The sequence below is a fragment of the Legionella stuttgartensis genome (assembly GCF_977063405.2).
The window spans coordinates 301,755-327,891 of sequence record NZ_CDRUHA020000044.1 but is presented as its reverse complement, the minus strand read 5'-3'; the positions used below and the strand labels follow the sequence as shown (position 1 = coordinate 327,891).

Sequence of the window (26,137 nt, the reverse complement as noted above, 5' to 3'; positions counted from 1 at the left end):
AGTGATGTATAGAGTTATGTCGCCTGGGTTTGAGGAAACTTAACCCAGGTTCCAGCTCCATCATCATTCTATAAATCATTTATACCTTTAATTCATTGGTTTCTTCTTCCTGATTTTGAATTGCATCGGATTTATTAAAGAGGAGGCTCGCTCCTTTATCGTATCCCAGTATTGGTAATGCAAGTACTAACATCAAAGATAAGCCAAGAATCATTTTACTTAATAAAATAGGTCCAGCGACACTACCTGCCATTACGCGAAACGAAGTATGAACATTTTCATCCACAGCAACACGCCATAAATAATTAGCCATGGCGGGAACTAAAGTTAGGTCTAATAAACCAAAAGCAGGAAAACCGGTATACTCATCATCAAATTGTTTGCCTGTAATTGCATGATACGCGCTTTCAAAACGGACTGCTAAGCTGGATGAAGGGGAAAACAATAAACCTAAATGACGATATCGACTTTCACTTATAAACTGCCCTATTTTTTTGACGCTAAATTGTTCTATATCGTCTTTTTTTAAAATTTGCGAATGAATCTGTTGCTCATCCGCGTCCATATAAATTCTGGCAATGGAGTTTTTATCTTGTTCGGTTTTATCTTGTGGGAAATTGTACTCAACTGCATTGGCAATTAATCGCCCCATAATCGCAGACCCTTGTTCATTAGGTTCAATTTGCCAAGTATGCTTTCCACCTAAAGGGTTTAATGACGACGTCATATCAACAAAAACAATTTCTTTTTCTTTAGCGGCTGCGTAATTCAGGATTTCTCGATATAGTTCATTCATGGTTTCTTCAACCACAGTAAAAGGAGCGCGGCCTTTTCCTTCGGCGCGTGCTAAATGAGAAAATCCAGTATAAATAAAATAAGGAGTTAATTTTGTAATCGAGGGATAATATTGAGATAAAAGGACAATACGACTAAGTTGAGGGTTATTCTCAATTAACTCATCAATAATTTTTTTATAATCATTTAGTATCTTTGTTTTTACTTCATCGAAAGCCAAGTTGATGGCGGGTTTTGCATGCTCTGGTGTAATTCTTAAAAGGAGTTGGGGGTAATTCATTTCCTGCATTAAGGTATTTGCTAGCGCTTCTCGATAATTATTACCACCCACGCTGATGACCGCAACATCGGGTTTCCATGCTGTAACTGCCTTCAATTGCTGTACATAAGAGCTAGTATGATCCAGATCTTTGGGTAGAACTTTATCTAAGCGACAGTACGACATTAGATCTTCTGTTGTCGCACCATCAACAGCAAAGTTTCCTACCTCATAAGAATCTGCTAACTCATGATGAGCGAGAGCGACTGCAGTTTGATGCGTTACTGTATGGGTTTTTTGATCATAAGCTTTTCTTTTATCGACCCAATATCCATTGTCTACAGTGGAGTCGCCCATTAAAGCAACTTTTTTGGGGGATTTTTCATGACTTCCCTGCACAAGTTTTAATCTACCTGTGTCTTTAGGATATCCTAATCCTATCGATTGAGAAGAATTTTTAATTAGTCCCATAATAAACTCTTTATAGTAAAATTGATGCTGATTATGTTTCTAAACGTATTCCATAGTCAATTAATAAACAATTCTTGTTTTAGTTCGAGTGGATAATGCGTAAATATGTTAGCATTAGCGTATTTTGATGATGTTGGGATAACACGATGTATGATTTGGATCAATCTTTGTTCCTACGTGCTTTAAGAAGACAACCTGTAGAACGAACTCCTGTATGGATGATGCGTCAAGCAGGACGTTATTTACCTGAGTATCGAAAGACAAGACAACAGGCGGGTGATTTTTTAAGTCTGTGTAAGAATCCCGAGCTTGCGTGCGAGGTTACATTGCAGCCTTTACGTCGTTATGCTTTAGATGCTGCTATTTTATTTTCTGATATTTTGACCATTCCAGATGCAATGGGATTAGGTTTGTATTTCGCCGAGGGCGAAGGACCTTGTTTTCAGCGACCTTTGCACGAGATACAAGCAATTGCCAATTTGCAAATCCCAGAAGCAGATTCTTTAGCTTATGTAATGGATGCGGTACGACTAATCCGTCGAGAAATGCCAAAAGAGCTTCCTTTGATTGGTTTTGCAGGCAGTCCATGGACTTTGGCGTGTTATATGGTTGAAGGGAGAAGTACCAGAGACTTTAAGCGTATTTTGCATTTAATTTACACCGAAAATGAAGCGGCTCACATGTTGCTGCATAAGTTAGCAGTATCCGTAGCAGATTATCTTATGGAGCAAATTAAGGCGGGTGTTAATTCAGTTATGCTTTTTGATACCTGGGGTGGAATTTTAACACCAGAGAATTATCAAAAATTTTCCTTAGGATATATGCAGCAGATTGTGCAGCAAATTAAAGCGAATTACCCTAACATTCCCGTTATTTTGTTTACCAAAGGTGGGGGGCAATGGTTGGAAAAAATGGTTAGTACGGGTTGTGATGCTTTGGGTATCGATTGGACCTGTGACTTGGGGGAAGCGCGTCGGAGAGTCGGCAATCAAGTCGCATTACAGGGGAATCTTGATCCCTGCGTGTTGTTGACTTCTAAACAATGTATCCGAGAAGAGGTAAAGAAGGTGTTGGCGTCTTTCGGAGCAGGTTCGGGACATGTCTTCAATCTCGGACATGGTATCACTCCTGATGTGCCTCCAGAGCATGTTGCGGCTATGATTGAGGCTGTTCATGAATTTAGCCCTTATTATCATCAATAATGATATCAAGTTGCCTGGGTCTTACTGTACTCAGGCCTACAAGCAGGGAGATAGCGCTCTGGCTGGTTTTCTCTTTAAATGTTAACAAAAGAGATACTTAATTCCTACAGTAATTTCATTACCACTTAAAGAAGAACTATAAAGGCCTTTGGGATTATTAAAAGTAATAATTCGATGATCAATATTCGCGTGTGCATGATTGTTGTAGAAGTTATGAGAATATTCTAATTGAGCAACCCAATGTGTCTTTAAAATTGGTAAGTCAAAAGGCAATTGTGTTTCAGTCTGGTTTTTTAAATTTATTACACGAAATAGATTATTAGAAATAGTACATCCATTGTTTTGCAACAAAATATCAGATTTGCCTAATGCATTAGTATTGGTCTCTAAATTACCGAATTGATAAAATCCTTGGCGATAAGGTGAATTATTAAAAGTAACTCCACCCGGACCTTGGCCTAACTCAGACTTTGGGAGCGCGTCCCATTGTTGTAGTACAGTACCTTTATTCGCATCAAATAATGTAAGAGGGTATTGATGGCCCACTGGAAGTTTTTTGCAAATAAGAAATATGATAAGCAAGAATTGCTTTACTTGAACTATTTTTATCAAAATAAATAATTTTTTTCGTATTAATACCTGTAGTAACAGGATTTCCGGCTGCTGCTATCGTTTCTGCTTGTGCAATTGAAATTTTACCCTCTAAATTAGGAATATCTTGAGCAATATCATCAATTAATAGGCCTGTTACCGTTGGATTAGCTTGTGGTGAGATATGATAAATGACTTGTGCGCCAAAAACAGGTACCCCCCCATAACATTGATTATAACGAATATGACTTACTTGAAAGGCATCAATGTCACCGCCGACAAATTGTAAGGTATTAATCGCATTTTTTTGAGTGGATAAATTTGTAGGTAACTGTAGCCCTGGTGAAATAGGTGTTGCTTGTGTCAGGGAAAATTTTCTAATAATGATGCAGGATCATCCACTGTTCCCCATAGAATCTGTTGTTGAGCCGCATAACCAATTGTAAGAGGAGATAGGTATATGACTAATGTGAATCCTTGCAACAGTCTTGGCAACTTCCTTGCCTTCATGTTTTTACTCCTTTAATAATATATATCCTGAGACAAAACTAATTTCAGATTAAAAAATTACTTTAACTAAATTTTGGAAAAAAACTAGGGCTGTCGCTCATTTATTCCTCCCTATCAAATGTACAGAAAAATTTAATAGGGAAGTGATTTTGCTTATTAAATTCCCGTTAAGCATTTAGAGGTAGCCTGAACTTGGGAAATTATTGTGTCAAACATTTACTTAAACTAGATGGCACACAATCTTCTGAAAAATCCATCATAACATGAGACTCTTTGTGGAAAGAAACAGAGTATTCTTCTTCTACTGCTTGTTTTAGTTTCTGATATCGTTTGTCTTTAAGAGCATGCACTTTTTCAATGAGTTGATGATATAAGTCAATATCTGATTGGGTTTGGGGACGTGTTAATTTTCTTAATTGATCGGCATGTTCTAATTCTTCCTGAGTGGGGAATGTGGATTTTTCCGATTTATGAGAAAATAGCGAAAAAAGAGAAAAAGAAGGGCGAGGCTGAAGCGCAACCGATTTTTCTTCAGAATTCTGTGAAAAGGATGATGAAGAACCATTCTCAACCTCCTTTAATTTTTTAGAGTTATCTTGGTGCCTTGGTGAATTCAAAAAATTAAGATTTAATGATATTCTTTTTCTTGATTTGTTTGGCAAGGGATCACCGGCTTTAGTACCAAATGATGATGTTAATAAAGAGTTAGCCTCTGGCTTTTCTGCTATTCTAGAATTACTTTGATATCGAGGTGATAATAGAGGGTCCACAGAACAACTCACCTGTGATTTTTTTTGCTTTCCCGAATGTGAATGCTCTTCGGCCCACTCATAAATGATCCTACCAACATTCTTCATTTTCTTTGCTAAAAGTGCTTGCCTTGGTCCCCACGGCTCAGGAGCCATTAACGAGTTTACTTTCTCCCATTTCGTTACGGCTTCATTGAACGCTTTCTCTCCTGTCTTGGCTTGCTGAATTCCCTCATCCCCGAGGAGGCTTGGAAGAATTCTGGCTAAAATGAGATTTGCATTGTTTATTGTATCAAGCATTAATTTCTCAGGGGTTGTCTCTGGATATTTCAACGATTCAATGTAGCTTTTAGGGATATCGATTAATCGCTTCCTTACCTTTAGATGATTTAATAATTGCAGTTCAGTGGAAATTTGTTCAATTATTTTCTTACCTTCTTTTGCAGCACTTTCAAATCCTGAGTTTGCGATCCAAATACTAGACAATGATATATTTAGATGAAAGCTGCCTGTTTCATTAATACATTCTGTCCAAATCTCATTAAGAAGAGAAAAGGCTTGTTGGAGTGCTTGCTCTGCTTGGGATTGATATTTTTCTTGCAAAAATTTCTGGAGCTCATCATCTGAATCAAGTAATTCTTCTTGGGCTTTGCTCAATTCAATATAATTTTTTAGATAAGTAAGATACTGATTTAAACGTTCTAGAAAAAACAATTGATCTTCTAGGAACGCCGCAATGGCTGCCGCTTGAAAACCCGCACGCAAAGAAATATTTGGCATGCTTAGCCATTCTTGAACCGTATGGATTTCTTTGCCAATGGTTACATTTTTTTGTAATAAGTTATCGATTTTTAATATGTTTTCTTCGTGAAGAACCGTAGGCGACTTAACTTGCGCGTTTGAGGTTTGATGGTGAGTTAGCAATTCGGCCTCTTATTTTTCATGCTGAATTAATTATGCGCCGATTGTCGCACGATGTTTGAAAAAATCAAGCTAAGCCTGTTAATGAGTTTGTGACCAAAAAACATATCATCCTGTAAGCAGTTAGGCACCCACTACCTCATAGTACACGCTTTATCTAGGGATCTTATAGTTCTCTGGATTTGAATTTTCTTGACTTACCCTCTATGTTAAAAAGAGGAGTCTTCTCTCAATAGAAACGGATGTCACACACCATGACGCACTCTCAAAGAATAACTAATGATGTTCTTGTTGATTTAGCACTACAAGGTGGCGGTGCTCATGGAGCATTTACCTGGGGCGTGCTGGATCGTTTATTAGAAGAAAAGAAGCTACGAATCGATGGTATTTCGGGTACATCTGCTGGAGCTATGAATGCAGCAGTCCTTGCCGATGGTTATACCAAAGGGGGTTCTGAGGGAGCACGCGATATGCTCGAGTTGTTCTGGAGGAATGTCTCTGAAGCGGCACGTTTTAGTCTTTTACAACGCAGTCCTCTTGATATTCTATTGGGCCAGTGGTCGCTCGATTATTCTCCTTTTTTCATGACCGTGGATATCATGTCTCGATTGTTTTCACCCTATGATCTTGATCCATTCGGAGTGAATCCACTTCATACTATTTTGGTGAACACCATTGATTTCAAAATATTATCACGCAGTCCGATCAAATTATTTATTACTGCGACAAACGTGAGTACTGGCAGAGGAAGAGTTTTTCGCAATGACGAAATCACGCCTAATGTTCTTCTTGCATCCGCATGTCTGCCTACTCTTTTTAAGGCAGTGGAGATCAATGGAGAGCACTACTGGGATGGAGGATACTCAGGGAATCCCACAATTACACCGCTTGTTCGCGAATGTGAATCAAATGATACAATTTTAGTGCAAATTAATCCTGTCGCACGCCCAGATATTCCTCAGTCAGCACGGGCTATTCTTAATCGTCTGAATGAAGTTTCGTTTAATGCTGTGTTACTTAAGGAACTTCGTATGATTGCTTTATTACGGCAGCTGGCGCATCCACAAGATTCTGAAGGGGCAAAATGGGCTGGTATGCGGATACATCGGGTGAGCAGCGATATTATGCTTGAGCTTGGTTATTCCTCCAAACTCAATGCAGAATGGGACTTTTTACTTATGCTGCGAGATGAGGGACGTCAAGCTGCTGACGCTTTTCTCTCAGAACATGCGAATGACCTTGGCAAACGTTCTTCTCTTGATCTTGATGTATTACTTGAGGGCGTTTAGCGTTATTCATTTCTAAACTGTCTACTCAATTGAATGGCCATTTCTATTGATTGTTCGTAATTAAGCCGTGGATCAACCAAACTATGATAGGCTTTTTTCAGATCATCCGCTGATAATCCGCGAGCGCCACCAATACACTCCGTAACGTTATCACCAGTCAGTTCAAAATGAACGCCACCTAGATAACTACCCATATTGCGATGAATTTCCAACGCTTGTTTGAGCTCTAAGAGAATGTTATCAAAGTGACGGGTCTTAATACCATCCACTGTAGTTTCTGTATTTCCATGCATAGGATCACAAGACCAGGTCACTGGAATTTTTGTTTTTTTCACGGCCTCAATCAGTGGAGGAAGCAGTTTATCTATGTGTCGTGCTCCCAGTCGAGTGAACAACAAAAGCCGTCCCTCTTCACGCTGAGGGTTTGCGCGATTTAATACTTCTTCTAACCATTCGGGAGTAGCTCCTGGGCCAATTTTGATCCCAATGGGATTTTCGACACCACGCAAAAACTCCAAATGTGCACTGTCAGCTTGTGCGGTGCGCATACCAATCCAGGGTAAGTGCGTAGAGAGGTTATACCATAAGCCATCTTCCATTTGACGGGTCAATGCTTGTTCGTAATGTAAATGCAAGGCTTCATGAGAAGTGTAAAAATCTACTTTAGCTAAATTACTGGCTTGTATTCCACCAATGGTATCTAAAAAGTCCAAGGTATCACCAATTGATTTAACCAGGGTTTGATACTCATCTTTTTGTTTTGAATGTTCAACAAAACCCAAGTCCCATTGCTGAGGATGATTAAGACTGGCAAAACCACTGTCGAGCAAGCTACGAATAAAATTTAAAGTGATGGCTGAGCAGTTGTAAGCCTGCAATAATAATTTAGGATTGGGTTCCCGTGCTTCCTGAGTAAATTCAGGGGAGTTAACCAAATCACCTCTATAGCTTGGTAAAGTAACTCCCTCAAGTGTTTCATAATCGGAAGATCGGGGTTTTGCATATTGTCCAGCAATTCGCCCAACCCGAATAATGGGTTTGCGTAACCCGTGCAATAAAATCAAGCTCATTTGTAAAATGATTTTTAATTTATTGCTAATAATTTCTGAACGACAATCATTAAATGATTCGGCGCAGTCGCCGCCTTGAAGAATAAACGCTTCCCCACGTCCAGCACGTGCAATTTCTTTTTTTAAATTTTTTACCTCACTACTGGTAACCAGAGGAGGTAAAAGGCTCAGTTGTTCTACAATTTTATTTAACTGCTCTTCATCAGAATAAGTTGCAGCTTGTAAATACGAGTACTGGAGCCAAGACGTAGGCGACCATTTTTGCATAAAAAAACCTATGTAACTTTTTTGAGTCTAAGTATGGAATAAATGAACACATACTGCAAGCGAACCTGACCTTAAATGATAAAGCTTTTATCCATCTTGTCTATATGCATAGAAACTTTAGGAGCTTTGAGGGGCATATGGGAGAGGGAGTATACTTGATAATGGAGCAAAGCACATGACAACCTCTGTTGTCATGAGGTTCTTGAAGTCATTACTAACTTTTGCTCGGGGTAAAATCACTAAGACTTTCCATTGTATCCTTCACCATAGACACTATTGTATCTCGTTTGGCATACGCGACACCGCCCAAAAAGAGAGTACCTACGGCAAAGATGGAAAATTTTATCAAAGAGCTCTTAGAAAAAAAGGGTTTTTTCTCTTCAGGTAAAGCAATTTCTTTTTTGGTATCATACCAATCTGGTAAGTTATCTCTGTCATATAGCTCATGAGAGTCAGTATTATCTAATACAAAAAAGGAATAGGTATCTGCATTATTAATTGCCCTTGCTGTAACTCTAGAACATTCTACTTGAGTCGTTCTGGGTAACAATCGAAAATCCTCCGGATAAGGGCGTTCCTCAGTACTGTTTTTTACTTTTTTTTGACCATGATAATATCCTCTATCATTCACAAAACCATATCGATGTGAAGACTCATGGAGCAATGTTGCTAAAGCCTTGGAAGGATGGTTTGTAAGCATTCGATAATCAATATGGATTGGACCAAAATAGTCTCTTACGAATAATACCTCTCCCAAATCACTCTTTACCTCATGACCAAAAACATATCCAACGACTGTATTTTTAGGATTATTTAATAAGGACTGTCTGATATTACTGATATACACCTTATTAGGCTTAGACTCCACATTTTTGGCATGATAAAGCATTAAGTCTCTAAGTAATAAATGATAATTCAGTTTTGCGCCATCAACCGTTGATTGTGTGTTAATTTGAGGAATTAGCTCATCAATATTGTGTTCTACTGGGTTATCGTTCTTATTTTCAAAATAAAATAGATACCACTGATTATTTGCTCTTACCAGTACATAAGTCTTTTCTTCGAATGCCGCGATTTCATGCTGCAAGGGCTTGTGATCCATTATTTCAAGAGAGATGTTTAATTGCCTGTTTAATCCTTTATAAGTTTTGAGTAGGTTATTTTTAATTGATTCAATGTTTTCAAGAATATTATTTATAGAATGACCACCAGTAATGGGAACATAAAAATGTCTTTTTAACATTCTTAAAGCATGTAAAACTTTAGGAGGGGCATGATCATCAATGAACATCTGTTTAATATTTATATTTTTTTGATGTTTAATCCCTTGATCACAGTTATTTAAATAATCTTGGAGTTGAGTTAATAAGTATAGAGTTCTTTCCAGCCTCATTACGGATTCATTATAAATTTGATTAAGTGTTTCTTTTTCTTGTTTTGTTAAAAGTTCATCTTTAGACTTTAATGAAACAATTGTTTGATCCTGTGCAATATATTCAGGTTTTTTTTTCGAATTTTTATGATTTTTTGGCATTTTGGTTTCCTCGATACAACTGGAACTCAGTCCAAATTAAATTCAATACTTGATGCTAATATTGTACAATAATTAACCTTAATGAATTATTAAATTCCATTCGGGATAAAAATAATAAAATCAAATGCATTATTGAAGCGCTTTTAGTTGCGTAATCTGTGCATTAATCAGCGATTCGGAATAAAGTACCTGGTTATTTATTAATAAAATCAGGGGGGGAAATACTTTTTAGGTTTGTATCGCTGTGATTTACATTAATTTGTTGCAATAAAAATTTAATAACCCTTGAAATCTTATTAGGTGCCCCCATCTCTGGTTTTCACATAGCTAAGCTGTTGAAAAGGAGTAATTGCATGAGTAAAAAACAAGATAAAAATTGGCATCAATTTAAAGAAGAGAATGAATCAAAACATGTTGAAAATTCAGAAGACACTGTAGACTTATCTGAAGAAATAGACCACTCAGAACCCTCTTTAGCTCATCCAAGTTACATTGAGTTGAGTGAAAAGCTGACTCTTGCGGAACAGCAATCTCATGAAAATTGGGAAAAAGCAGTTCGTGCTCAGGCTGAATTGGACAATGTTCGTCGTCGTGCTGATCGCGAAGTAAGCAATGCTCATCGCTATGGTGTTGAGAAGATAATTACGGATTTATTACCGGTAATCGATAGTCTAGAACAAGCTTTACAACTGGCTGTTAAAGAAGAAGATGCAGCAATGCGTGAAGGCTTAGAATTAACTCTGAAACTTTTTATGGATGTATTGAAAAAATTTGAGGTTCAGCAAATTGATCCCATGGGTATGCCTTTTGACCCACAGATTCATGAAGCAATGTCGATGCAAGATGTACCCGGTGCAGAACCTAATACAGTATTAGCAGTATTCCAAAAGGGATACAAACTAAGTGATCGAGTGATTAGACCTGCACGTGTGGTTGTGTCAAAAAAATAAAAATGTAAGTTCTGTGGGTTGAAATTGGCAGGCTATGCCCCATATAAGAATCATTGCATTAGAAAACTACTACTTTGGAGCAAGAATAGAATGGCTAAAATTATAGGAATCGACTTAGGTACCACCAACTCATGTGTTGCGGTGATGGAAGGGGATAAACCTAAGGTAATCGAAAACAGTGAAGGTCACCGCACAACGCCTTCCATCGTCGCTTTTACTGATGATGGTGAAGTATTGGTGGGACAAGCTGCAAAACGTCAAGCAGTAACCAATCCAGATAATACTTTATTTGCGATTAAGCGATTGATCGGTCGTCGTTTCGAAGATGCGGTTGTGCAAAAAGATATCAAAATGGTTCCTTACAAGATCGTTAAAGCAGACAATGGCGATGCTTGGGTTCGTGTGAAAGGTCAGGACAAAGCACCACCACAAGTTTCTGCTGAAGTATTACGTAAAATGAAAAAAACTGCAGAAGATTACCTTGGTGAAGAAGTGAAAGAAGCGGTAATTACTGTACCTGCTTACTTCAATGATTCTCAACGCCAGGCAACTAAAGATGCGGGTCGTATTGCTGGTCTTGAAGTAAAACGTATCATTAACGAACCTACTGCTGCAGCTCTTGCTTATGGTATGGATAAAAAACGCGGTGATTCAATCATTGCTGTATATGACCTTGGTGGTGGTACTTTTGATATCTCGATCATTGAAATTGCAGAAGTTGATGGAGAACATCAGTTTGAAGTACTCGCAACAAATGGTGATACGTTCTTAGGCGGAGAAGACTTTGACTTGGCGTTGATTGAGTACCTTGCTTCTGAATTCAAAAAAGACACAGGTATTGATTTGCACAATGATCCATTAGCATTACAACGATTGAAAGATGCTGCTGAAAAAGCAAAAATTGAACTTTCTTCAGCACAACAAACAGATGTTAATCTGCCTTACATTACCGCTGATGCTTCTGGACCTAAACATCTAAACATTAAATTAACTCGCGCTAAACTTGAGTCTTTAGTTGAGAAATTGGTTGAGCGTACAGTAGAGCCTTGCAAAATCGCATTGAAAGATGCTGGATTGAACGTATCACAAATTAACGAAGTCATTTTGGTTGGTGGTCAAACACGTATGCCTTTAGTACAAAAAACAGTAGAAGAGTTTTTTGGTAAAGAACCACGTAAAGACGTTAACCCCGATGAAGCCGTTGCTGTGGGGGCTGCTATTCAAGCTGCAGTTTTATCTGGTGAAGTAAAAGATATTCTGTTACTTGACGTAACTCCTTTGTCTTTAGGTATTGAAACTATGGGTGGTGTAATGACCAAACTCATTGAGAAAAATACCACAATTCCGACTAAGGCCAATCAAGTGTTCTCTACTGCAGATGATAACCAAACAGCCGTGACTGTGCATGTACTCCAAGGAGAAAGAGAGCAAGCATCAGCGAATAAATCTTTAGGTCGATTCGATTTAGGTGATATTCCTCCTGCTCCACGTGGCGTACCACAAATTGAAGTAACTTTTGATATCGATGCTAATGGTATCCTGAATGTTTCTGCCAAAGATAAAGCTACTGGTAAGGCACAATCCATCGTTATTAAAGCATCAAGTGGTTTGAGTGACGAAGAAGTAGATGCAATGATAAAAGATGCTAAATCGCACGCCGAAGAAGACAAGAAATTTAAAGAAATGGCAGAGTTACGTAATCAGGCAGACAGTTTGATTCATAGTTGTGAAAAATCAATGAAAGATTTGGAGGCTGAACTTGCGGAAGATGAGAAGAAAGGCATAGAAACAGCAATTGCTGAATTAAAAGAAGCGATTCAGGGCACTGACAAAGCACAAATTGAAGAGAAATTAAAAGTGTTAAACGATGCTTCTGGTAAAATGGCTGAACGAGTTTATGCTAAAAAAGCATCTGAAGGACAATCAGGACAAGGTGAGGCTCCTCAGCAAGAACAAGCGAATACTCAAGAGTCAGCTAAAACTGATGAAGGAGTTGTTGATGCTGAGTTTGAAGAGGTTAAAGACGATAAAAAATAATTGTTATCGTGACTTAGTCGCCTAGGTGCTTTGTAGCCTGGGCATAATGAAGCGGGGCCCGGGATTAAAGTTTATTCTAGAAATCCCCGGTTCCGCTTCGCTATGCTTAGGCTACATTGTCAGTTTTATATTTTTAATATTGTGAGTAGTTATGGAACAGCAGGATTATTATGAACTTTTAGAAGTAAGTCGAACTGCAAGTGATGCCGAAATTAAAAAAGCATATCGCAAGTTGGCAATGAAGTATCACCCAGATCGCAATGCTGGTGATTCTGCTGCAGAAGAAAAATTTAAAGAAATTCAAAATGCTTACAGTATTCTCTCTGATCCACAAAAACGTGCTGCCTATGATCAATTTGGTCATGCAGGTGTTGATCCTTCTATGAGAGGCGGACAAGGTTTTGGTGGTGGTTTTGGCGGTTTTGGTGATGTTTTTGAGGATATTTTTGAAAATATCTTTTCTGGGGGACGGGGTGCTGGAAGGCAATCTCGTGGTCAACGAGGCGCTGACTTGCAATTTAATGTGCAATTAACGCTCGAGGAAGCGGCTTTAGGTAAAGAGGTGCAAATTACAGTTCCTAGACATGGCGCTTGTTCTACCTGCAGTGGTAGTGGCGCTAAAAAAGGAACCCAACCTAAAACGTGTGAAACCTGTAATGGTATGGGACAAGTCAGAATTCAACAAGGTTTTTTCTCTATTCAGCAAACCTGCCCTAGTTGTCATGGTGAAGGAAAAATTATTTCTGATCCTTGTCCAGATTGTCATGGTCAAGGTCGAGTTCGTGAAAGTAAAAAACTAACTGTTAAAATTCCTGCTGGTGTAGATAACGGTGATCGCGTTCGTTTAAGCGGCGAAGGGGAAGCCGGCATGCATGGTGGTGGCCCTGGTGATCTGTATGTACAAATCAACGTAAAAAAACATACCATTTTTGAACGTCATGAAAATGATTTACATTGTGAAGTACCCATAAGCTTTATAATCGCTGCAATGGGTGGTTCCATTGAAGTACCAACCCTTGAAGGACGAGTTACTTTAAAAATCCCTGAAGAAACGCAAACCGGTAAAGTGTTTCGTTTAAGAGGCAAGGGGATGAAGTCGGTACGGGGGCATGGTCAGGGCGATTTATTATGTAAAGTCGTGGTAGAAACTCCCGTGAATTTATCACGAGAGCAAAAAGAATTATTAACTAAATTCCAAGAATCATTGGAAAATGCCAAAGGAAAACACTCTCCACGCTCAAATTCCTGGTTTGCAGGTGTGAAAAAATTCTTTGAAGACATGAAATTTTGAACTAAGTAAGTTACAATGCTCACATTTATCTAAATGTGTATTTTTTGAGCTTGATGACCAAGGGATTTGTTATCGTTATGACTCTTATAAAAAGGAGTCATCGTAGCCCGAGTGAAGCGAACCTAGCCCGAATTGATCTGAACATTCTGGGCTCCTTCGCTTCCTCCAGGCTACAGATTCATTAAGGCTACTAAAAAACACATTGAATAACCAGACTAATAGAGTAGATCCATGATGAACCAACCAGCAATTTTAGTATTAGCCGATGGAACTGTTTATGAAGGTATTTCAGTAGGAGCAACAGGCGATTGTGTCGGAGAGTTGGTTTTTAATACCTCTATGACGGGTTATCAGGAAATGCTCACTGACCCTTCTTATACACGACAAATCATTACTTTGACTACAGCACATGTAGGAAATACTGGATGTACGCATGAAGATATGGAGTCAAATAAAGTTTGGGCTGCAGGACTAGTACTTCGTAATTCTTCAATAATCCATAGTAATTATCGCGCTGAACAATCTCTTCCAGATTGGCTCAAAAAAAATGGCGTGGTTGCGATTGCTGGAATTGATACTCGAGATTTGACCTTGCGTTTACGAGAACACGGTGCCATAGGTGCTTGCATCAGTACCGATGTAGAAAACCCTAAAGCGGTTTTAGCAAAAGCAAAATCGTTTGCTGGATTGCAGGGTGTTGATTTAGCCCTAGAAGTTTCTAGAAAAACTATAGAACGTTGGCATGATGGCCAAGGCGAGTGGGGGAAAGACTCACAGCCCCAAAAATTTCATGTAGTTGCTTATGATTTTGGAGTAAAGCACAATATTTTACGTATTTTACATGACAAAGGTTGCCATTTAACTTTAGTTCCGGCAAAAACTTCGGCAGCAGAAGTTTTGGCAATGAATCCTGATGGTGTATTTTTATCTAATGGTCCTGGAGATCCACAGGCTTGTGATTATGCAATTCAGGCTACCCGAGAGTTTTTGGCGCAGAATATTCCCTTATTTGGCATTTGCCTAGGTTTTCAAATTTTGGCTTTAGCGTGTGGTGGAATAACCAAAAAAATGAAATTTGGTCATCATGGCGCCAATCATCCTGTCATTGAAACTGAAGGGAAAAAACGTGTTTTTATAACCAGTCAGAACCACGGTTTTGCAGTGGATGAAGAGAGCTTACCTGACTGTCTTTCTATCACTCACCGTTCATTATTTGATAATACTCTTCAGGGCATTAGACATAAGGAAAAACCGGCATTGGGTTTTCAAGGTCACCCGGAAGCAAGTCCTGGACCACATGATATAGAAATAATATTTGATGAATTTATAAAATTGATGAAATAGGATATACACATATAATTAGAGGATTAACTAATGAATGAAAGTCACGTTTTTACTTCTGAATCGGTTTCTGAAGGACATCCGGACAAAATCGCAGATCAGATTTCTGATGCAATTTTAGATGCTATTTTAATGCAAGATCCTGCTGCGCGTGTTGCTTGCGAGGTATTTGTTAAAACAGGTATGGTCTTAGTAGGTGGAGAAATTACTACTAAAGCATGGGTTGATGTGGAGGCCGTAACGCGACAAGTTGTTAAAGATATAGGTTATAACAGCTCACAAATGGGTTTTGATTGGGAGTCTTGTGCAGTACTCTCTGCCATTGGTAAGCAATCTCCTGATATTGCTCAAGGCGTAGATAATAAAGAAACAAAAATGCTTGGTGCGGGAGATCAAGGTTTAATGTTTGGTTATGCCAGCCGTGAGACCGATGTATATATGCCTGCTCCCATTGCTTATGCACATCGTTTGATGGAAAAACAAGCTCATTTACGTAAATCAGGAGCATTACCCTGGTTGCGACCTGATGCTAAATGTCAAATAACCTTAAAATATGAAAGAGGTATACCTGTTGAGGTTGATACAGTTGTTTTTTCAACACAACATGCAGCTGAAATTGGATATAATGATTTAGTTGAAGCAGTACGTGAAGAAATTATTAAAACCACATTACCTGGCGAATGGTTGACCCATAAAACACGTTATTTCATTAACCCGACAGGGCGTTTTGTGATTGGCGGCCCCTTAGGGGATTGTGGACTAACTGGTCGTAAGATTATCGTAGATACTTATGGTGGTATGGCGCGACATGGTGGGGGATGTTTTTCGGGTAAGGATCCCTCTAAAGTAGATCGTTCTGCCGCTTATGCAGCACGACATGTAGCAAAAAACATAGTAGCGGCTGGACTGGCTGATAAATGTGAACTTCAAGTTTCTTACGCAATTGGGGTTGCAGAACCCACGTCTATTTTTGTTGAAACCTTTGGTACAGGTCGTTTATCAGATGGTGAAATAATTGAATTAATTCACTCTAATTTCGATTTAACGCCACAAGGTATTATCGAATATCATGATTTACTTCGTCCAATCTATAAGCAAACAGCTACTTATGGCCATTATGGACGCGAGAATTTACCTTGGGAACGTTTGGATAAGGTTACGGAGTTAAGCAAAGCTTTATAAGGAGAGCTAATGGAACTAGTCAATAAGGTAGAGGCAGGGAGCAATATGACAAAAGATTATAAAGTAGCTGATATGTCACTGGCTTCTTGGGGACGCAAAGAGATTGCGATAGCCGAGACTGAAATGCCAGGATTAATGGCTTTGCGTGAAGAGTTTGCTGCAACGAAACCATTAAAAGGTGCTCGCGTTGCAGGTTGTTTGCATATGACAATTCAAACTGCAGTGCTTATTGAAACGTTGATCGCTTTAGGCGCTGAAGTTCGTTGGTCTTCCTGTAATATATTTTCTACACAGGACCATGCTGCTGCAGCAATTGCCGCAAAAGGTATTCCTGTCTTTGCCTGGAAAGGTGAAACTGAAGAAGAATATTGGTGGTGTGTAGAACAAACTCTTATTGGACCGAATCAATGGACTCCTAATTTACTACTGGATGACGGTGGTGATTTGACACAAATGGTTCACCAAAAATTCCCGGAACTGTTAGCTGGAATTAAAGGCGTTTCTGAGGAAACAACCACGGGTGTTGCGCGGTTATATGAAATGGCTAGAAAGGGTGATTTAAAAATCCCAGCGATTAATGTGAATGATTCCGTAACTAAATCCAAATTTGATAACATGTACGGTTGTCGCGAATCGTTACTGGATGGAATAAAACGCGCGACGGATGTAATGATTGCTGGAAAGGTCGCTTTAATTTTAGGTTATGGTGATGTAGGTAAAGGATGTGCTCAAGCATTACGTGGTCAAGGTGCGAATGTTTTAATCGCAGAAATTGATCCTATTTGCGCGCTACAAGCTGCAATGGAAGGATATCGTGTTGTGACTTTGGATGATGTAGCCGAGCAGGTAGACATCGTTGTGACTGCCACGGGTAATTACCATGTAGTGACTCACGATCATATGAAACGTATGCGTCACCAGGCTATTTTATGCAATATTGGTCATTTTGATTCTGAAATCGATGTTCACAGTTTGAAGAAATATCAATGGGAAAATATCAAGCCCCAAGTGGATCATATTATTTTTCCAGATGGTAAGCGCTTAATTCTTTTAGCTGAGGGACGATTGGTTAATTTAGGATGTGCTACAGGCCATCCAAGTTTTGTGATGTCAGCCTCTTTTTCCAATCAAATTTTGGCACAAATCGAATTATTTAAAAATGCTGCTCAATATGACCTAGAAGTGTATGTTCTGCCAAAGTTATTGGATGAAAAAGTAGCTCGCTTGCATTTGGGGAGAATTGGCGCGAAATTAACCCAACTCACGAAAGAACAAGCCGACTATTTAGGCGTGGCAATCAGTGGTCCTTATAAGCCGGAGCAATATCGATATTGATTTGTAAATTCGTAGCCTGGGTGAAGCACAGCGGAACCCAGGTTTTCCTCGCTCAGATTTCCCTAGTTAAGGTTTGTGCTTTCACTCAGGCTATAGGCCACGCTTGTTTAGTAAAAAATTTCTCACAAACCTGCACTCAAATCCAACCGCTTGAGTAAACATGAACATGGTTTAATTTTACCATCTATCTGATTGCGCCTTTTGCACAAAATATTCATCAAGCCTTCGTTTCGTTCCAGGGCTAACTAATTCAGGCAATTGATAGTAATCATACCAGGCCATTTGTTCAATTTCGAACGAATAAGTTTGAGTAGAAGTAAAACTTTTAATAATAAAAACAATCGGATAGTCACTTACCCCCATATACATATGAAAATAAATCCCAAATAATTGTGGTTCTTCAATGGGGATTATTCCTACCTCTTCTTTTAATTCACGTATAAGGGTCTCTTTAGCCGACTCACCTTTCTTTGCACCACCGCCTGGAAGATACCAATGGGGTTGATATGTGTGTTTTACCAAAAGGACCTTGTTCTCATGATTTAAAATAATAGCGCGTGCTCCTACAGTTGTTATTCCAAGCAGGGATTGCACTTTTCGTATGCAACGAGTGGCTGTTTTATAAAAAAAATATCGTAGCTCCATGATCAGTTTTTATAAATAGAAATAAAGGCCCATAGATGGAGTATATAGAGCGTCTTAAGAATTTCAATCATCTATTTTTAAGCTTACTACATTAAGGATAGGAGGGTAGCATTTTTGGGATAGGGCTCATCTTGTTTTGCCCTTTTTCTTATAGCATACTGATTTCGATGTATTCTTATAAGGAGATTGTTGCATGTTTAAATCAGGGATTTTAGGTTTAGGTCTTTTAACTATGGCGCAAGGTATTTTTGCCTCCACTGGTGAAGATACAGTGCGAGTAATAATCAAATATAAAGAACAAATGACCAGCGTTTCTTCTTTAAAGTCACAAATAAAACAGATAACCCAATTACCCGTAAAAGAATTAAATCCTATGGCCAATGGTGCCTTTTTATTAATTTTAGACTCAACAAACAGCACTTTAGCTAAAGGCGATAATGAGGATCCTACATCCTTGGTTTTAGAGCGTTTGCGTAAAAATCCTCAAGTTTTATATGCAGTTAAAGACAGAGTAAGTTATTTTAAACCTGTTCCTGATCCAGAGATTCTGGGCACAGGTGATATATTAACACACGAAAGTCAGTGGGATGAGTTTTCTCGCCCTGCAGGAATTATGTTGGAGTCCAAGCCTGGATTTAGAGATGGAGCTTGGGCATATACCACTGGGCTTTCTAAAAAGCCAATAGTGGTTGCAGTATTAGATACTGGAATTGCTTTAAATGACAGTTTAATAAATAACCTAGTAAAGGATAGTTCCGGTAACTTATGGGGTTGGAATTTTGCTGGAAATAATAATAATTTGGTTGATGAAACCCGATCGTACCATGGTACTCATGTTGCCGGGACCATTGCCGGTTATGGCAGCGTCATGAGTGGAATGGGGGAGGATTTAAAAATTCTTCCTTTAAAAATTCCTGGAGCTAATGGGATGTTTTATGAGAGCTACGTTATTAATGCAATATATTGGGCAGTAGGAGGCGATGTTCCTGGGATACCACAAAACATTCACCCTGCAAAAGTATTAAACATGAGTTTTGGGGTCGATAGAGGTCCTAAAGATGAAATAGATTATTGTGATCAAGCACTACAAGAAGCAGTCTTTTTTGCACGCAAAAAAGGCGCGGTATTGGCGGTCGCAGCGGGAAATGATAACGTTTGGGAACATTTTAATGCACCTGCGATTTGCAATGGAACCATTAAAGTGGCCTCTACTGGACCTGAAGGCCTTAGATCCTATTTTTCGAACTACGGCCCAAGTGTTACTTTAGCCGCTCCGGGGGGAGACAAGCGTTATGGTATTTGGGGAGGAATTTTATCCACAGTGAATCCTGGCGGGGGATATAATGGATCTGGCTTCGATTTTTATCAGGGAACCAGTATGGCTACCCCTCATGTTGCTGGCGTTGCCGGATTAATTTTTGCTGCAAGTGAGAAAGTACTTAGTCCGGAACAAATAGAACAATTACTGTATTCAACAACACATGATTTTGGAGTCAGTGCTGATGCGAATAAATCATGTGTAGGTAAAAAACCTTGTGGACATGGTATTTTGGATGCTGAAAATGCAGTAAAAGCGGCAGCAGCAGGTTATGATCTAATCTTTTCTGCCCCCAAAATAGAACATTTGGCCATTAAGGATTGTGGAAGTAACGCACTGACTCCAAGTACCAGGCGTATTGTTTCCGAGGGGGGAGTCTGGATACAAAACCGTGCTACCTGTGAGAGTGCAGAGAACTTTCAAAAACCTCATGTAGAGCAAACTAAAGATGGAAACATTGTTGCCTATTATGGTTCTGTAAGTTATCGACTCGAACAAAGTGGTTACAAGTCATGTCATATAATTGGTTACGATGGCATTGGTTGTTATTTGTAATTCAGCTCCGGCCACAACCAGAGTGACAACTTAAGTTTGTCTCTCTAAGAGACATTCACAACCATGTCATTCTGGGAAGTGAACGACGAAGGATCTCCTGATTTTTACTCATACCCATCTTCAGGAGATCCCTCACTACGTTTGGGGTGACGTATCCTCTACTTTTAAAAATCTCTAATTGAAAAAGGGGCGTAATCGCTTGGCTGCTGCACGTTGCTCTAACTGCTCGGAAGAGAGTGTTTTTGGTAGTGTCAAAGTATTGCTTGGTTGAGTTAAGGTATTACTTGGTGGGGTCAAATTATAATGAGGCTGCGGTTTATAAATTGAAGGCATGATAGTGAGCACTTCTTCTGCTTGCTTTAAGAGAAGATCGAGTTTTTGATTCAGCAACTCGTTCTTATTAATTTTTTCATAAAGTTCTTTAGCGACCCCAAGACCATGTAATGTGGCTTGATAATATTGGGATATTGGGCCTCTCAGCGCGGCTATATGATCAAAAAGCGGTCCTACGGATTGATACTCTAAAAGTAAGGTCACATTTTCTGCAAGTTTACGCATCAAACTTAAAAAATGATCCTGTAGCAAAATCAGTTTTTGCATTCCTTTGATGAATGTGTTTTGTCTGATGTGTCTACTTTGATGCGCTTTTAATTCAAAACTTAAGTGATCTTTTTGATAGCGGTGTGTAATTCTTAATAGAGAATTAACGAGTAACGTCAGCGCATGAATGACTTGTTTTAAATCTTCATTACCTAAAGCATAGGCAAGGCGATCCATATTCATTTTAGACGAATTTCGTGGCTGAATATCTAAGAGATAAAGCAAGTTTTGATCAATGCTTAGGAGTATAGCCAGGGTATCTTGATTACTTAAACGATATTGTAAAACTAATTGGATGGAACAAATTGTATCCTCTGTGGAAGATGATTCGTCTACCGGCTCTTTATTTAATTCATCAAGAAGACGTTCTGATGATTTAATACTCTTGGTTGCTTCATCCAGTAGATTTTTTAATTGTTCTACATTGATCTCATTCATTATGTATAAGGCACCACGGTGATTAAGAAAAAACATCCTTATCTTTAATAATAACATTTAAATGCGCTTTTAAACTATAATTTAAAAAATTAGCAGGACTTCCTAACTTCTTATGAATAATTATAAGAAATTTAAAAACTTTGATGAGTTTTATTCTTTTTATCTAAATGAGCATAAAACAGTGATGTGTCGACGCTTGCATGCTCTTGGGACTTCTTTAGCCTGTCTAAGTTTGATGTTCTTCCTTTGGACTTGGCATGGTTTATGGCTTGTTCTGATGCTTGTAGTTGGTTACGGATTTGCCTGGATTGGGCATTTCGTTTATGAAAAAAATAAACCGGCTACATTTCATTATCCTTTATATAGCCTGATGGGGGATTTTGTCATGCTTTGGCAGATTTTAAGGGGAAAATTAAAAATCTAATTTGATGATTCTACCTTAATACCCCTGTATTTTTGTTCAAAAATAGTCTAAATTGCAATTAAATGTTTCATTAAAAGGAGTATGCAATGAAACTAGAAAGCCCTGCATTTGCTCATAATGAATTTATTCCTAGAGAATATACTTGTAATGGTTCTGATCATTCGCCACCATTAGTATGGGATAATGCACCTAAAAATACCCAATCTTTTGTTTTAATCATGGATGATCCAGACGCTCCAATGGGTTTATGGATACATTGGATATTATTTAATTTACCTGCAGATTGTCATGAGCTTAAATTGGAAACTGGGGTTCCATCGGAAGCAATAAGTGCAAGAAATAGTTGGGGTAAAACAGGATATGGTGGACCTTGTCCCCCAACCGGTACTCATCGTTATTTCTTCAAACTTTATGCTTTGGATACCTCATTAACTCTTGGAGAACATGCGACAAAAAAAGAAATAGAAACTGCCATGCAGAATCATATTATTGAGCAGACCGAATTAATTGGTAAATACAGTCAATCGTCTTAAACAGAGAGCTGTAGTTTGAGTAAGCTGAAAAGGAGTTTAATGAGACCTGGGCTTCGCTTTCGCTCCACCCTGGTTTTTATTTAAATTATTACTCGATTAAAAATGAGCAATAGTTAAATTACAACACGATTCAGTGATGTCATTTAAGTGATCAACCACAGTGCTTAGACATCGAGTAAGTAGATATATTGGATTAAAAACAATAGCAGCGATTGCTGCGCATGTTGCAATAATACCCATGGTTGCATCCACAATTGTATGCGCTGCGGCTTTTTGAAATGAAGAACAAGCGTTTGTTTTGGGTGCACAAACTGCTAACAATAAAGCGGGTATAAGTAATAATGCTGTAGCTGCTAAATAAATAAAGCTTTTCAAAAAGAGTAATAGCGCATTGACACCTAGCCAGATAGGGTTGTGGATAGGGTTGATAAGTAAGCTAGTAAAGTCAGCTATATCATCAATTGGACGAAAATAGGAGGGATTAGGTATAGGAATTAAATTAGAGTATTTAGCTCTCAAACCAGAGTATTCTCGCCAAGTTGATCCGATTTTTGAAAAAAAACTAGACATCACATTTCCCTTATTATTATTTTGGGGCGTATCATGCCAATTAATAAAAATAAATGAAATACTTTAATTAAAAAATTTGCTCACCGGTTACTTCGACTGGGATAGTCCGGATTTAGACGGTATCTGAATCCGGATGAAAAACGTTATTTTTGTATTATGAAGGGATTTTTCCACATGCAATACGATCACCACCACCTCCTAAAGGAGGATTATCACTGTAATTATCTCCGCCTGCATGAACCATAATGGCGTGTCCTTTAATATCTTTGGTTGTTAAACGAGGTGCTAATGTGGGCACATTCGCTGATCCATTGCTGTCAACAATCAAGACTGGTAAATCACCTAAATGACCTTGGCCATAGGGACCAAGATGTTTTTGAGTGTTCGCTGGATCTAGGTGTGAACCAGCGTTTTTGGCGTGGTCGCCGCAATCAGGGTGTTGATGGATGTGAAAACCGTGAACGCCAGCAGAAAGTCCAGTAAGGTGGGGGGTAATAAGTAATCCATACTTACCGTCTTCAAACACGACTTTTCCTATTGAAGCTCCATCTGTGGTAGAAATCTCACTAGTCACTGTTTCTGCAGTAATTATCGATGAAAAAAATAAGGCCAAAGCGCCGATGAATATTTGTTCTTTCTTTTTGATTTTATGCATGGCTAAATCCTTTTTAGTGACAATTTCGCCATTCTAACATAGCATAGTACATATTAGGTTATCTAAAAGTGAATTTTAAAAAACGTGAATAATTTATTTGCAAATAGAAATTAATTACGTCTTTAAGGTTTTTATTATGATTAAAAATGTAACACCCAATATTAGAACAGCCACATTAGATGATGCCGAGGCCATAGCAAAAATTCATATTTGTTCCTGGCAAAAGATGTATCGAGATTTCATTCCTGAAATTATATTACAAAATTTATCCTTAAGGGAACGAACACGGCAGTGGCATGACTTGATAGAGCAGGAAGTTAAAGTATTAGTTATGGAAGTTCATAATCAAATTATTGGTTTTGCGAGTATTTGTCCTTTTCGTGATTTTAGTGCAGATGATTCAATGGGGGAAATCAGTGCAATTTATTTGCATCCTGAGTACTGGCGTATGGGATTGGGTACCCAATTATGTATGGCAGCAATTTCTGAACTTGCAAACCAGGGGTACAAAAAAATACTGCTATGGATATTCGAAGACAATATTCAAGCCCGAAAATTCTATGATGCTTTAGGTTTTGAAGCCACGAACTCAACTAAATTAGCCGAGTTTTACGAGGATGGCGCTTTATTAAAAGAAGTTCTTTATCAAAAAATACTTTAATTTGTTCTTGAAGCCTAGGTATAGCAAAGCGAAGCCTGAGATTTCTATTCAGAAATAAGATCTCTAACTTCCGGGTTCCGCTACGCTGCATCCAAGCTAAAAAAGCAGAAGAGACGTTATACCGAACGCGGTGCTTCCAATTCACCTTTAGTTTTACTTGACAGTCACTGAGGGCTATATGCTGCGACTTGGTCGCAGCATTCAGGAAAAAGTGAGTTTAGTGCCCCAATCCCTGGATCCCGCGGCCAAGCCGCGGGATGTGGGGGTATTGTTATAAGTCATAAAGCTTAAGTTGAATTGGAAGACGAACTCCTTCGTCGTAAACTCCTCAAGATGACATGTCGTAAAGGCCTTGTATCTACAATTTAGGTCCCACAAAATGTTTGGTAAACTCGCTCATGAGGCAATGGTAAACATTGTAAATGTTCAGTTCCTTCTTGTTGATGATAGGGATTTTTCAGGACTGATAAAAGATTATCCATTAGAGTGCTGTCATTGTGCTCAATGAAATCTCGAATTGCGTTTTCAACTAAGTGGTTTCTGGGAATATAGGCGGGGTTAACTCGATTCATCTTAGTCTTTAATTCAGAGCTTTTAATTTTTTGTTGTTTGATACAACTTAACCAGTCATTAACCCACTGTTCACTGGCGGGTTGATTCCCCAAAGTCTCTATTAAATTGTTCTGATAGCGTTCACAATCAATGGCTTGACTCATTAGGCGAAAAGTATTTGTAAAATCGGGTTTATATTGTTGTAATAGTCCGAAGAACTTTTTAATAAGTTCCACCGCTTGAATTTCTTCATCAAAAAAACCTAACTTTTCTCTTATTTTTCTATTCCAATATAGAGAGAAGCGCTCTGTAAATGAGTGAAGCACTTCTTGCATTTGCTGCTGTGTGTGCCCGTCTTTAAATAACGGCAGTAGAGTCAGACTCAATTGCGCTAAATTCCATTTGGCGATGGAGGCTTGATTTCCAAAAGCATAACGTCCGGCAAGATCAATAGAGCTAAATACCGTATTAAAATCAAATTCATCCATAAAAGCACAGGGACCATAATCAATCGTTTCCCCCGATATAGTCATATTATCCGTATTCATGACTCCATGAATAAAGCCTACCCCCATCCACTCAGCGATAAGATGTGCTTGGCGATCAACAACCTTTGTAAATAATTCAAGATAAGGGTTTGCGCTGGGTAAAAGTTCAGGGTAGTGTCTTTCAAGAGCGTAATTAGCTAACGCTCTAAGTAACTGATCATCTTTTTGAGCCGCAGCATATTCAAACGAGCCTACTCGTAAACTACTTGATGCCACTCGGGTTAAAACCCCTAAGGGTACAGGACCATTTTGGCGATAAATTTGTTCTTTGCTTGCGATCGCAGCCAAACATCGAGTGGTTGGAATATTTAATCCATGCATTGCTTCGCTAATCAGATATTCTCTTAATACCGCAGAAAGTGGTGCTCTGCCATCACCGGTTCGTGAAAACATTGTTCTCCCAGAACCCTTGAGCTGAATATCCCATAAAATTCCATCTTGGCTACGTATTTCACCAAGTAATACAGCACGGCCATCTCCTAAAAGAGGTACATAGTATCCAAATTGATGTCCTGCGTAGGCCAATGCGATACTTTCAAGATGCGGGGGAACCACGTTGCCTGCATAAAAAGGAACGATGTCTGATTCAGTTGACGAAAAGGAATGGGGTGCACAAAGATAAGAAGCTAATTCTTGATTAAATTTAACCAAATAAGGCTCTACAATCGGTGTGGGTTCAATCACTTCATAAAAATTAGGAGGTAATTTAAAGTAAGAACTACGACGAATATAAGGAATCAAATCAGCCACCCATAAAAAAGTGCATGTTAAATATTTAACGGAACCCCTCAATTTAGCTCTATGCCCAATTAGTGAGAGTTAGTCCTGAACTAATTAAAGGAAC

Annotated in this window: 24 protein-coding genes; 12 read left to right on the top strand and 12 right to left on the bottom strand. The window is 38.7% G+C overall.

Features of this window, described 5'->3' with window-relative positions:
• Nucleotides 1-79: 79 nt before the first annotated feature.
• Nucleotides 80-1,525, bottom strand: a complete 1,446-nt coding sequence (locus ACWTEW_RS12365; protein WP_454781936.1) for an SGNH/GDSL hydrolase family protein — start codon at nt 1,523-1,525, stop codon at nt 80-82.
• A 146-nt stretch (nt 1,526-1,671) separates the two neighbouring features.
• On the opposite strand from ACWTEW_RS12365, the gene hemE reads away from it, so the two are divergent.
• Nucleotides 1,672-2,727 (top strand): uroporphyrinogen decarboxylase, encoded by a 1,056-nt coding sequence (hemE, locus tag ACWTEW_RS12360; protein WP_454781935.1) that lies wholly within the window; start codon nt 1,672-1,674, stop codon nt 2,725-2,727.
• A gap of 81 nt (nt 2,728-2,808) precedes the next feature.
• Here hemE and ACWTEW_RS12355 read toward each other — a convergent pair whose 3' ends face one another.
• The 4 genes from ACWTEW_RS12355 to ACWTEW_RS12340 all read right to left on the bottom strand — a co-directional run bounded on the left by ACWTEW_RS12355 (nt 2,809) and on the right by ACWTEW_RS12340 (nt 5,501).
• Nucleotides 2,809-3,309, bottom strand: coding sequence for a hypothetical protein (locus tag ACWTEW_RS12355; protein ID WP_454781934.1), 501 nt, complete (start codon nt 3,307-3,309; stop codon nt 2,809-2,811).
• Nucleotides 3,242-3,586, bottom strand: a complete 345-nt coding sequence (locus ACWTEW_RS12350; RefSeq protein ID WP_454782064.1) for a hypothetical protein — start codon at nt 3,584-3,586, stop codon at nt 3,242-3,244. Before ACWTEW_RS12350 ends, ACWTEW_RS12355 begins: the two co-directional genes overlap by 68 nt.
• 95 nt (nt 3,587-3,681) lie before the next feature.
• The gene (locus tag ACWTEW_RS12345) at nt 3,682-3,828 is read right to left on the bottom strand and encodes a hypothetical protein (protein ID WP_454781933.1); all 147 of its coding nucleotides are present in this window, start codon (nt 3,826-3,828) and stop codon (nt 3,682-3,684) included.
• Between the two features lie 200 nt (nt 3,829-4,028).
• Nucleotides 4,029-5,501, bottom strand: coding sequence for a hypothetical protein (locus ACWTEW_RS12340; RefSeq protein ID WP_454781932.1), 1,473 nt, complete (start codon nt 5,499-5,501; stop codon nt 4,029-4,031).
• Nucleotides 5,502-5,752: 251 nt separating this feature from the next.
• On the opposite strand from ACWTEW_RS12340, the gene ACWTEW_RS12335 reads away from it, so the two are divergent.
• Nucleotides 5,753-6,787 (top strand): patatin-like phospholipase family protein, encoded by a 1,035-nt coding sequence (locus ACWTEW_RS12335; protein ID WP_454781931.1) that lies wholly within the window; start codon nt 5,753-5,755, stop codon nt 6,785-6,787.
• Nucleotides 6,788-6,789: 2 nt separating this feature from the next.
• Here ACWTEW_RS12335 and ACWTEW_RS12330 read toward each other — a convergent pair whose 3' ends face one another.
• Both ACWTEW_RS12330 and ACWTEW_RS12325 read right to left on the bottom strand, forming a co-directional pair.
• Nucleotides 6,790-8,124, bottom strand: a complete 1,335-nt coding sequence (locus ACWTEW_RS12330) for a 3-deoxy-7-phosphoheptulonate synthase class II (protein ID WP_454781930.1) — start codon at nt 8,122-8,124, stop codon at nt 6,790-6,792.
• Between the two features lie 214 nt (nt 8,125-8,338).
• Complete coding sequence (locus ACWTEW_RS12325) at nt 8,339-9,658, bottom strand: hypothetical protein (protein ID WP_454781929.1); 1,320 nt, start codon at nt 9,656-9,658, stop codon at nt 8,339-8,341.
• A 353-nt stretch (nt 9,659-10,011) separates the two neighbouring features.
• Here ACWTEW_RS12325 and grpE point away from each other — a divergent pair, with 353 nt between their 5' ends.
• The 6 genes from grpE (at nt 10,012) to ahcY (ending at nt 17,794) form a co-directional block, all read left to right on the top strand.
• The gene (gene grpE / locus ACWTEW_RS12320) at nt 10,012-10,608 is read left to right on the top strand and encodes a nucleotide exchange factor GrpE (protein WP_454781928.1); all 597 of its coding nucleotides are present in this window, start codon (nt 10,012-10,014) and stop codon (nt 10,606-10,608) included.
• Between the two features lie 90 nt (nt 10,609-10,698).
• Nucleotides 10,699-12,645 carry a molecular chaperone DnaK gene (gene dnaK / locus ACWTEW_RS12315; RefSeq protein ID WP_454781927.1) on the top strand — a complete coding sequence of 649 codons (1,947 nt, stop codon included), beginning with the start codon at nt 10,699-10,701 and terminating at the stop codon, nt 12,643-12,645.
• Between the two features lie 151 nt (nt 12,646-12,796).
• Complete coding sequence (gene dnaJ, locus ACWTEW_RS12310; protein WP_454781926.1) at nt 12,797-13,936, top strand: molecular chaperone DnaJ; 1,140 nt, start codon at nt 12,797-12,799, stop codon at nt 13,934-13,936.
• A gap of 231 nt (nt 13,937-14,167) precedes the next feature.
• Nucleotides 14,168-15,280, top strand: coding sequence for a glutamine-hydrolyzing carbamoyl-phosphate synthase small subunit (gene carA, locus ACWTEW_RS12305; RefSeq protein ID WP_454781925.1), 1,113 nt, complete (start codon nt 14,168-14,170; stop codon nt 15,278-15,280).
• 30 nt (nt 15,281-15,310) lie between these two features.
• Nucleotides 15,311-16,459 carry a methionine adenosyltransferase gene (metK, locus tag ACWTEW_RS12300; RefSeq protein WP_454781924.1) on the top strand — a complete coding sequence of 383 codons (1,149 nt, stop codon included), beginning with the start codon at nt 15,311-15,313 and terminating at the stop codon, nt 16,457-16,459.
• Between the two features lie 9 nt (nt 16,460-16,468).
• A complete protein-coding gene (gene ahcY, locus ACWTEW_RS12295; RefSeq protein WP_454781923.1) occupies nt 16,469-17,794 on the top strand; it encodes an adenosylhomocysteinase in 1,326 nt (441 codons plus the stop codon).
• Between the two features lie 177 nt (nt 17,795-17,971).
• Here the strand turns inward: ahcY and ACWTEW_RS12290 are convergent, their stop codons facing one another.
• Entirely contained in the window at nt 17,972-18,439 is a 468-nt protein-coding gene (locus ACWTEW_RS12290; protein ID WP_454781922.1) for an NUDIX domain-containing protein, read from the bottom strand.
• Between the two features lie 193 nt (nt 18,440-18,632).
• Here ACWTEW_RS12290 and ACWTEW_RS12285 point away from each other — a divergent pair, with 193 nt between their 5' ends.
• Nucleotides 18,633-20,312 (top strand): S8 family serine peptidase, encoded by a 1,680-nt coding sequence (locus ACWTEW_RS12285; protein ID WP_454781921.1) that lies wholly within the window; start codon nt 18,633-18,635, stop codon nt 20,310-20,312.
• Nucleotides 20,313-20,486: 174 nt separating this feature from the next.
• On the opposite strand, the gene ACWTEW_RS12280 is transcribed toward ACWTEW_RS12285, so the two are convergent.
• Nucleotides 20,487-21,350 (bottom strand): hypothetical protein, encoded by an 864-nt coding sequence (locus ACWTEW_RS12280; RefSeq protein WP_454781920.1) that lies wholly within the window; start codon nt 21,348-21,350, stop codon nt 20,487-20,489.
• Nucleotides 21,351-21,462: 112 nt separating this feature from the next.
• Here ACWTEW_RS12280 and ACWTEW_RS12275 point away from each other — a divergent pair, with 112 nt between their 5' ends.
• Nucleotides 21,463-21,774, top strand: a complete 312-nt coding sequence (locus ACWTEW_RS12275; protein WP_454781919.1) for an Mpo1-like protein — start codon at nt 21,463-21,465, stop codon at nt 21,772-21,774.
• Nucleotides 21,775-21,860: 86 nt separating this feature from the next.
• Nucleotides 21,861-22,307 (top strand): YbhB/YbcL family Raf kinase inhibitor-like protein, encoded by a 447-nt coding sequence (locus ACWTEW_RS12270; RefSeq protein WP_454781918.1) that lies wholly within the window; start codon nt 21,861-21,863, stop codon nt 22,305-22,307.
• A 96-nt stretch (nt 22,308-22,403) separates the two neighbouring features.
• Here the strand turns inward: ACWTEW_RS12270 and ACWTEW_RS12265 are convergent, their stop codons facing one another.
• Together ACWTEW_RS12265 and ACWTEW_RS12260 are read right to left on the bottom strand one after the other, a co-directional pair.
• The gene (locus tag ACWTEW_RS12265) at nt 22,404-22,877 is read right to left on the bottom strand and encodes a hypothetical protein (RefSeq protein WP_454781917.1); all 474 of its coding nucleotides are present in this window, start codon (nt 22,875-22,877) and stop codon (nt 22,404-22,406) included.
• A gap of 154 nt (nt 22,878-23,031) precedes the next feature.
• Nucleotides 23,032-23,532: a superoxide dismutase family protein gene (locus ACWTEW_RS12260; protein WP_454781916.1), complete on the bottom strand. Its 501-nt coding sequence runs from the start codon at nt 23,530-23,532 to the stop codon at nt 23,032-23,034.
• A 136-nt stretch (nt 23,533-23,668) separates the two neighbouring features.
• On the opposite strand from ACWTEW_RS12260, the gene ACWTEW_RS12255 reads away from it, so the two are divergent.
• Entirely contained in the window at nt 23,669-24,193 is a 525-nt protein-coding gene (locus tag ACWTEW_RS12255; protein ID WP_454781915.1) for a GNAT family N-acetyltransferase, read from the top strand.
• A gap of 365 nt (nt 24,194-24,558) precedes the next feature.
• Here the strand turns inward: ACWTEW_RS12255 and ACWTEW_RS12250 are convergent, their stop codons facing one another.
• Nucleotides 24,559-26,043 carry a protein adenylyltransferase SelO gene (locus ACWTEW_RS12250; RefSeq protein WP_454782063.1) on the bottom strand — a complete coding sequence of 495 codons (1,485 nt, stop codon included), beginning with the start codon at nt 26,041-26,043 and terminating at the stop codon, nt 24,559-24,561.
• Nucleotides 26,044-26,137 lie beyond the last annotated feature (94 nt).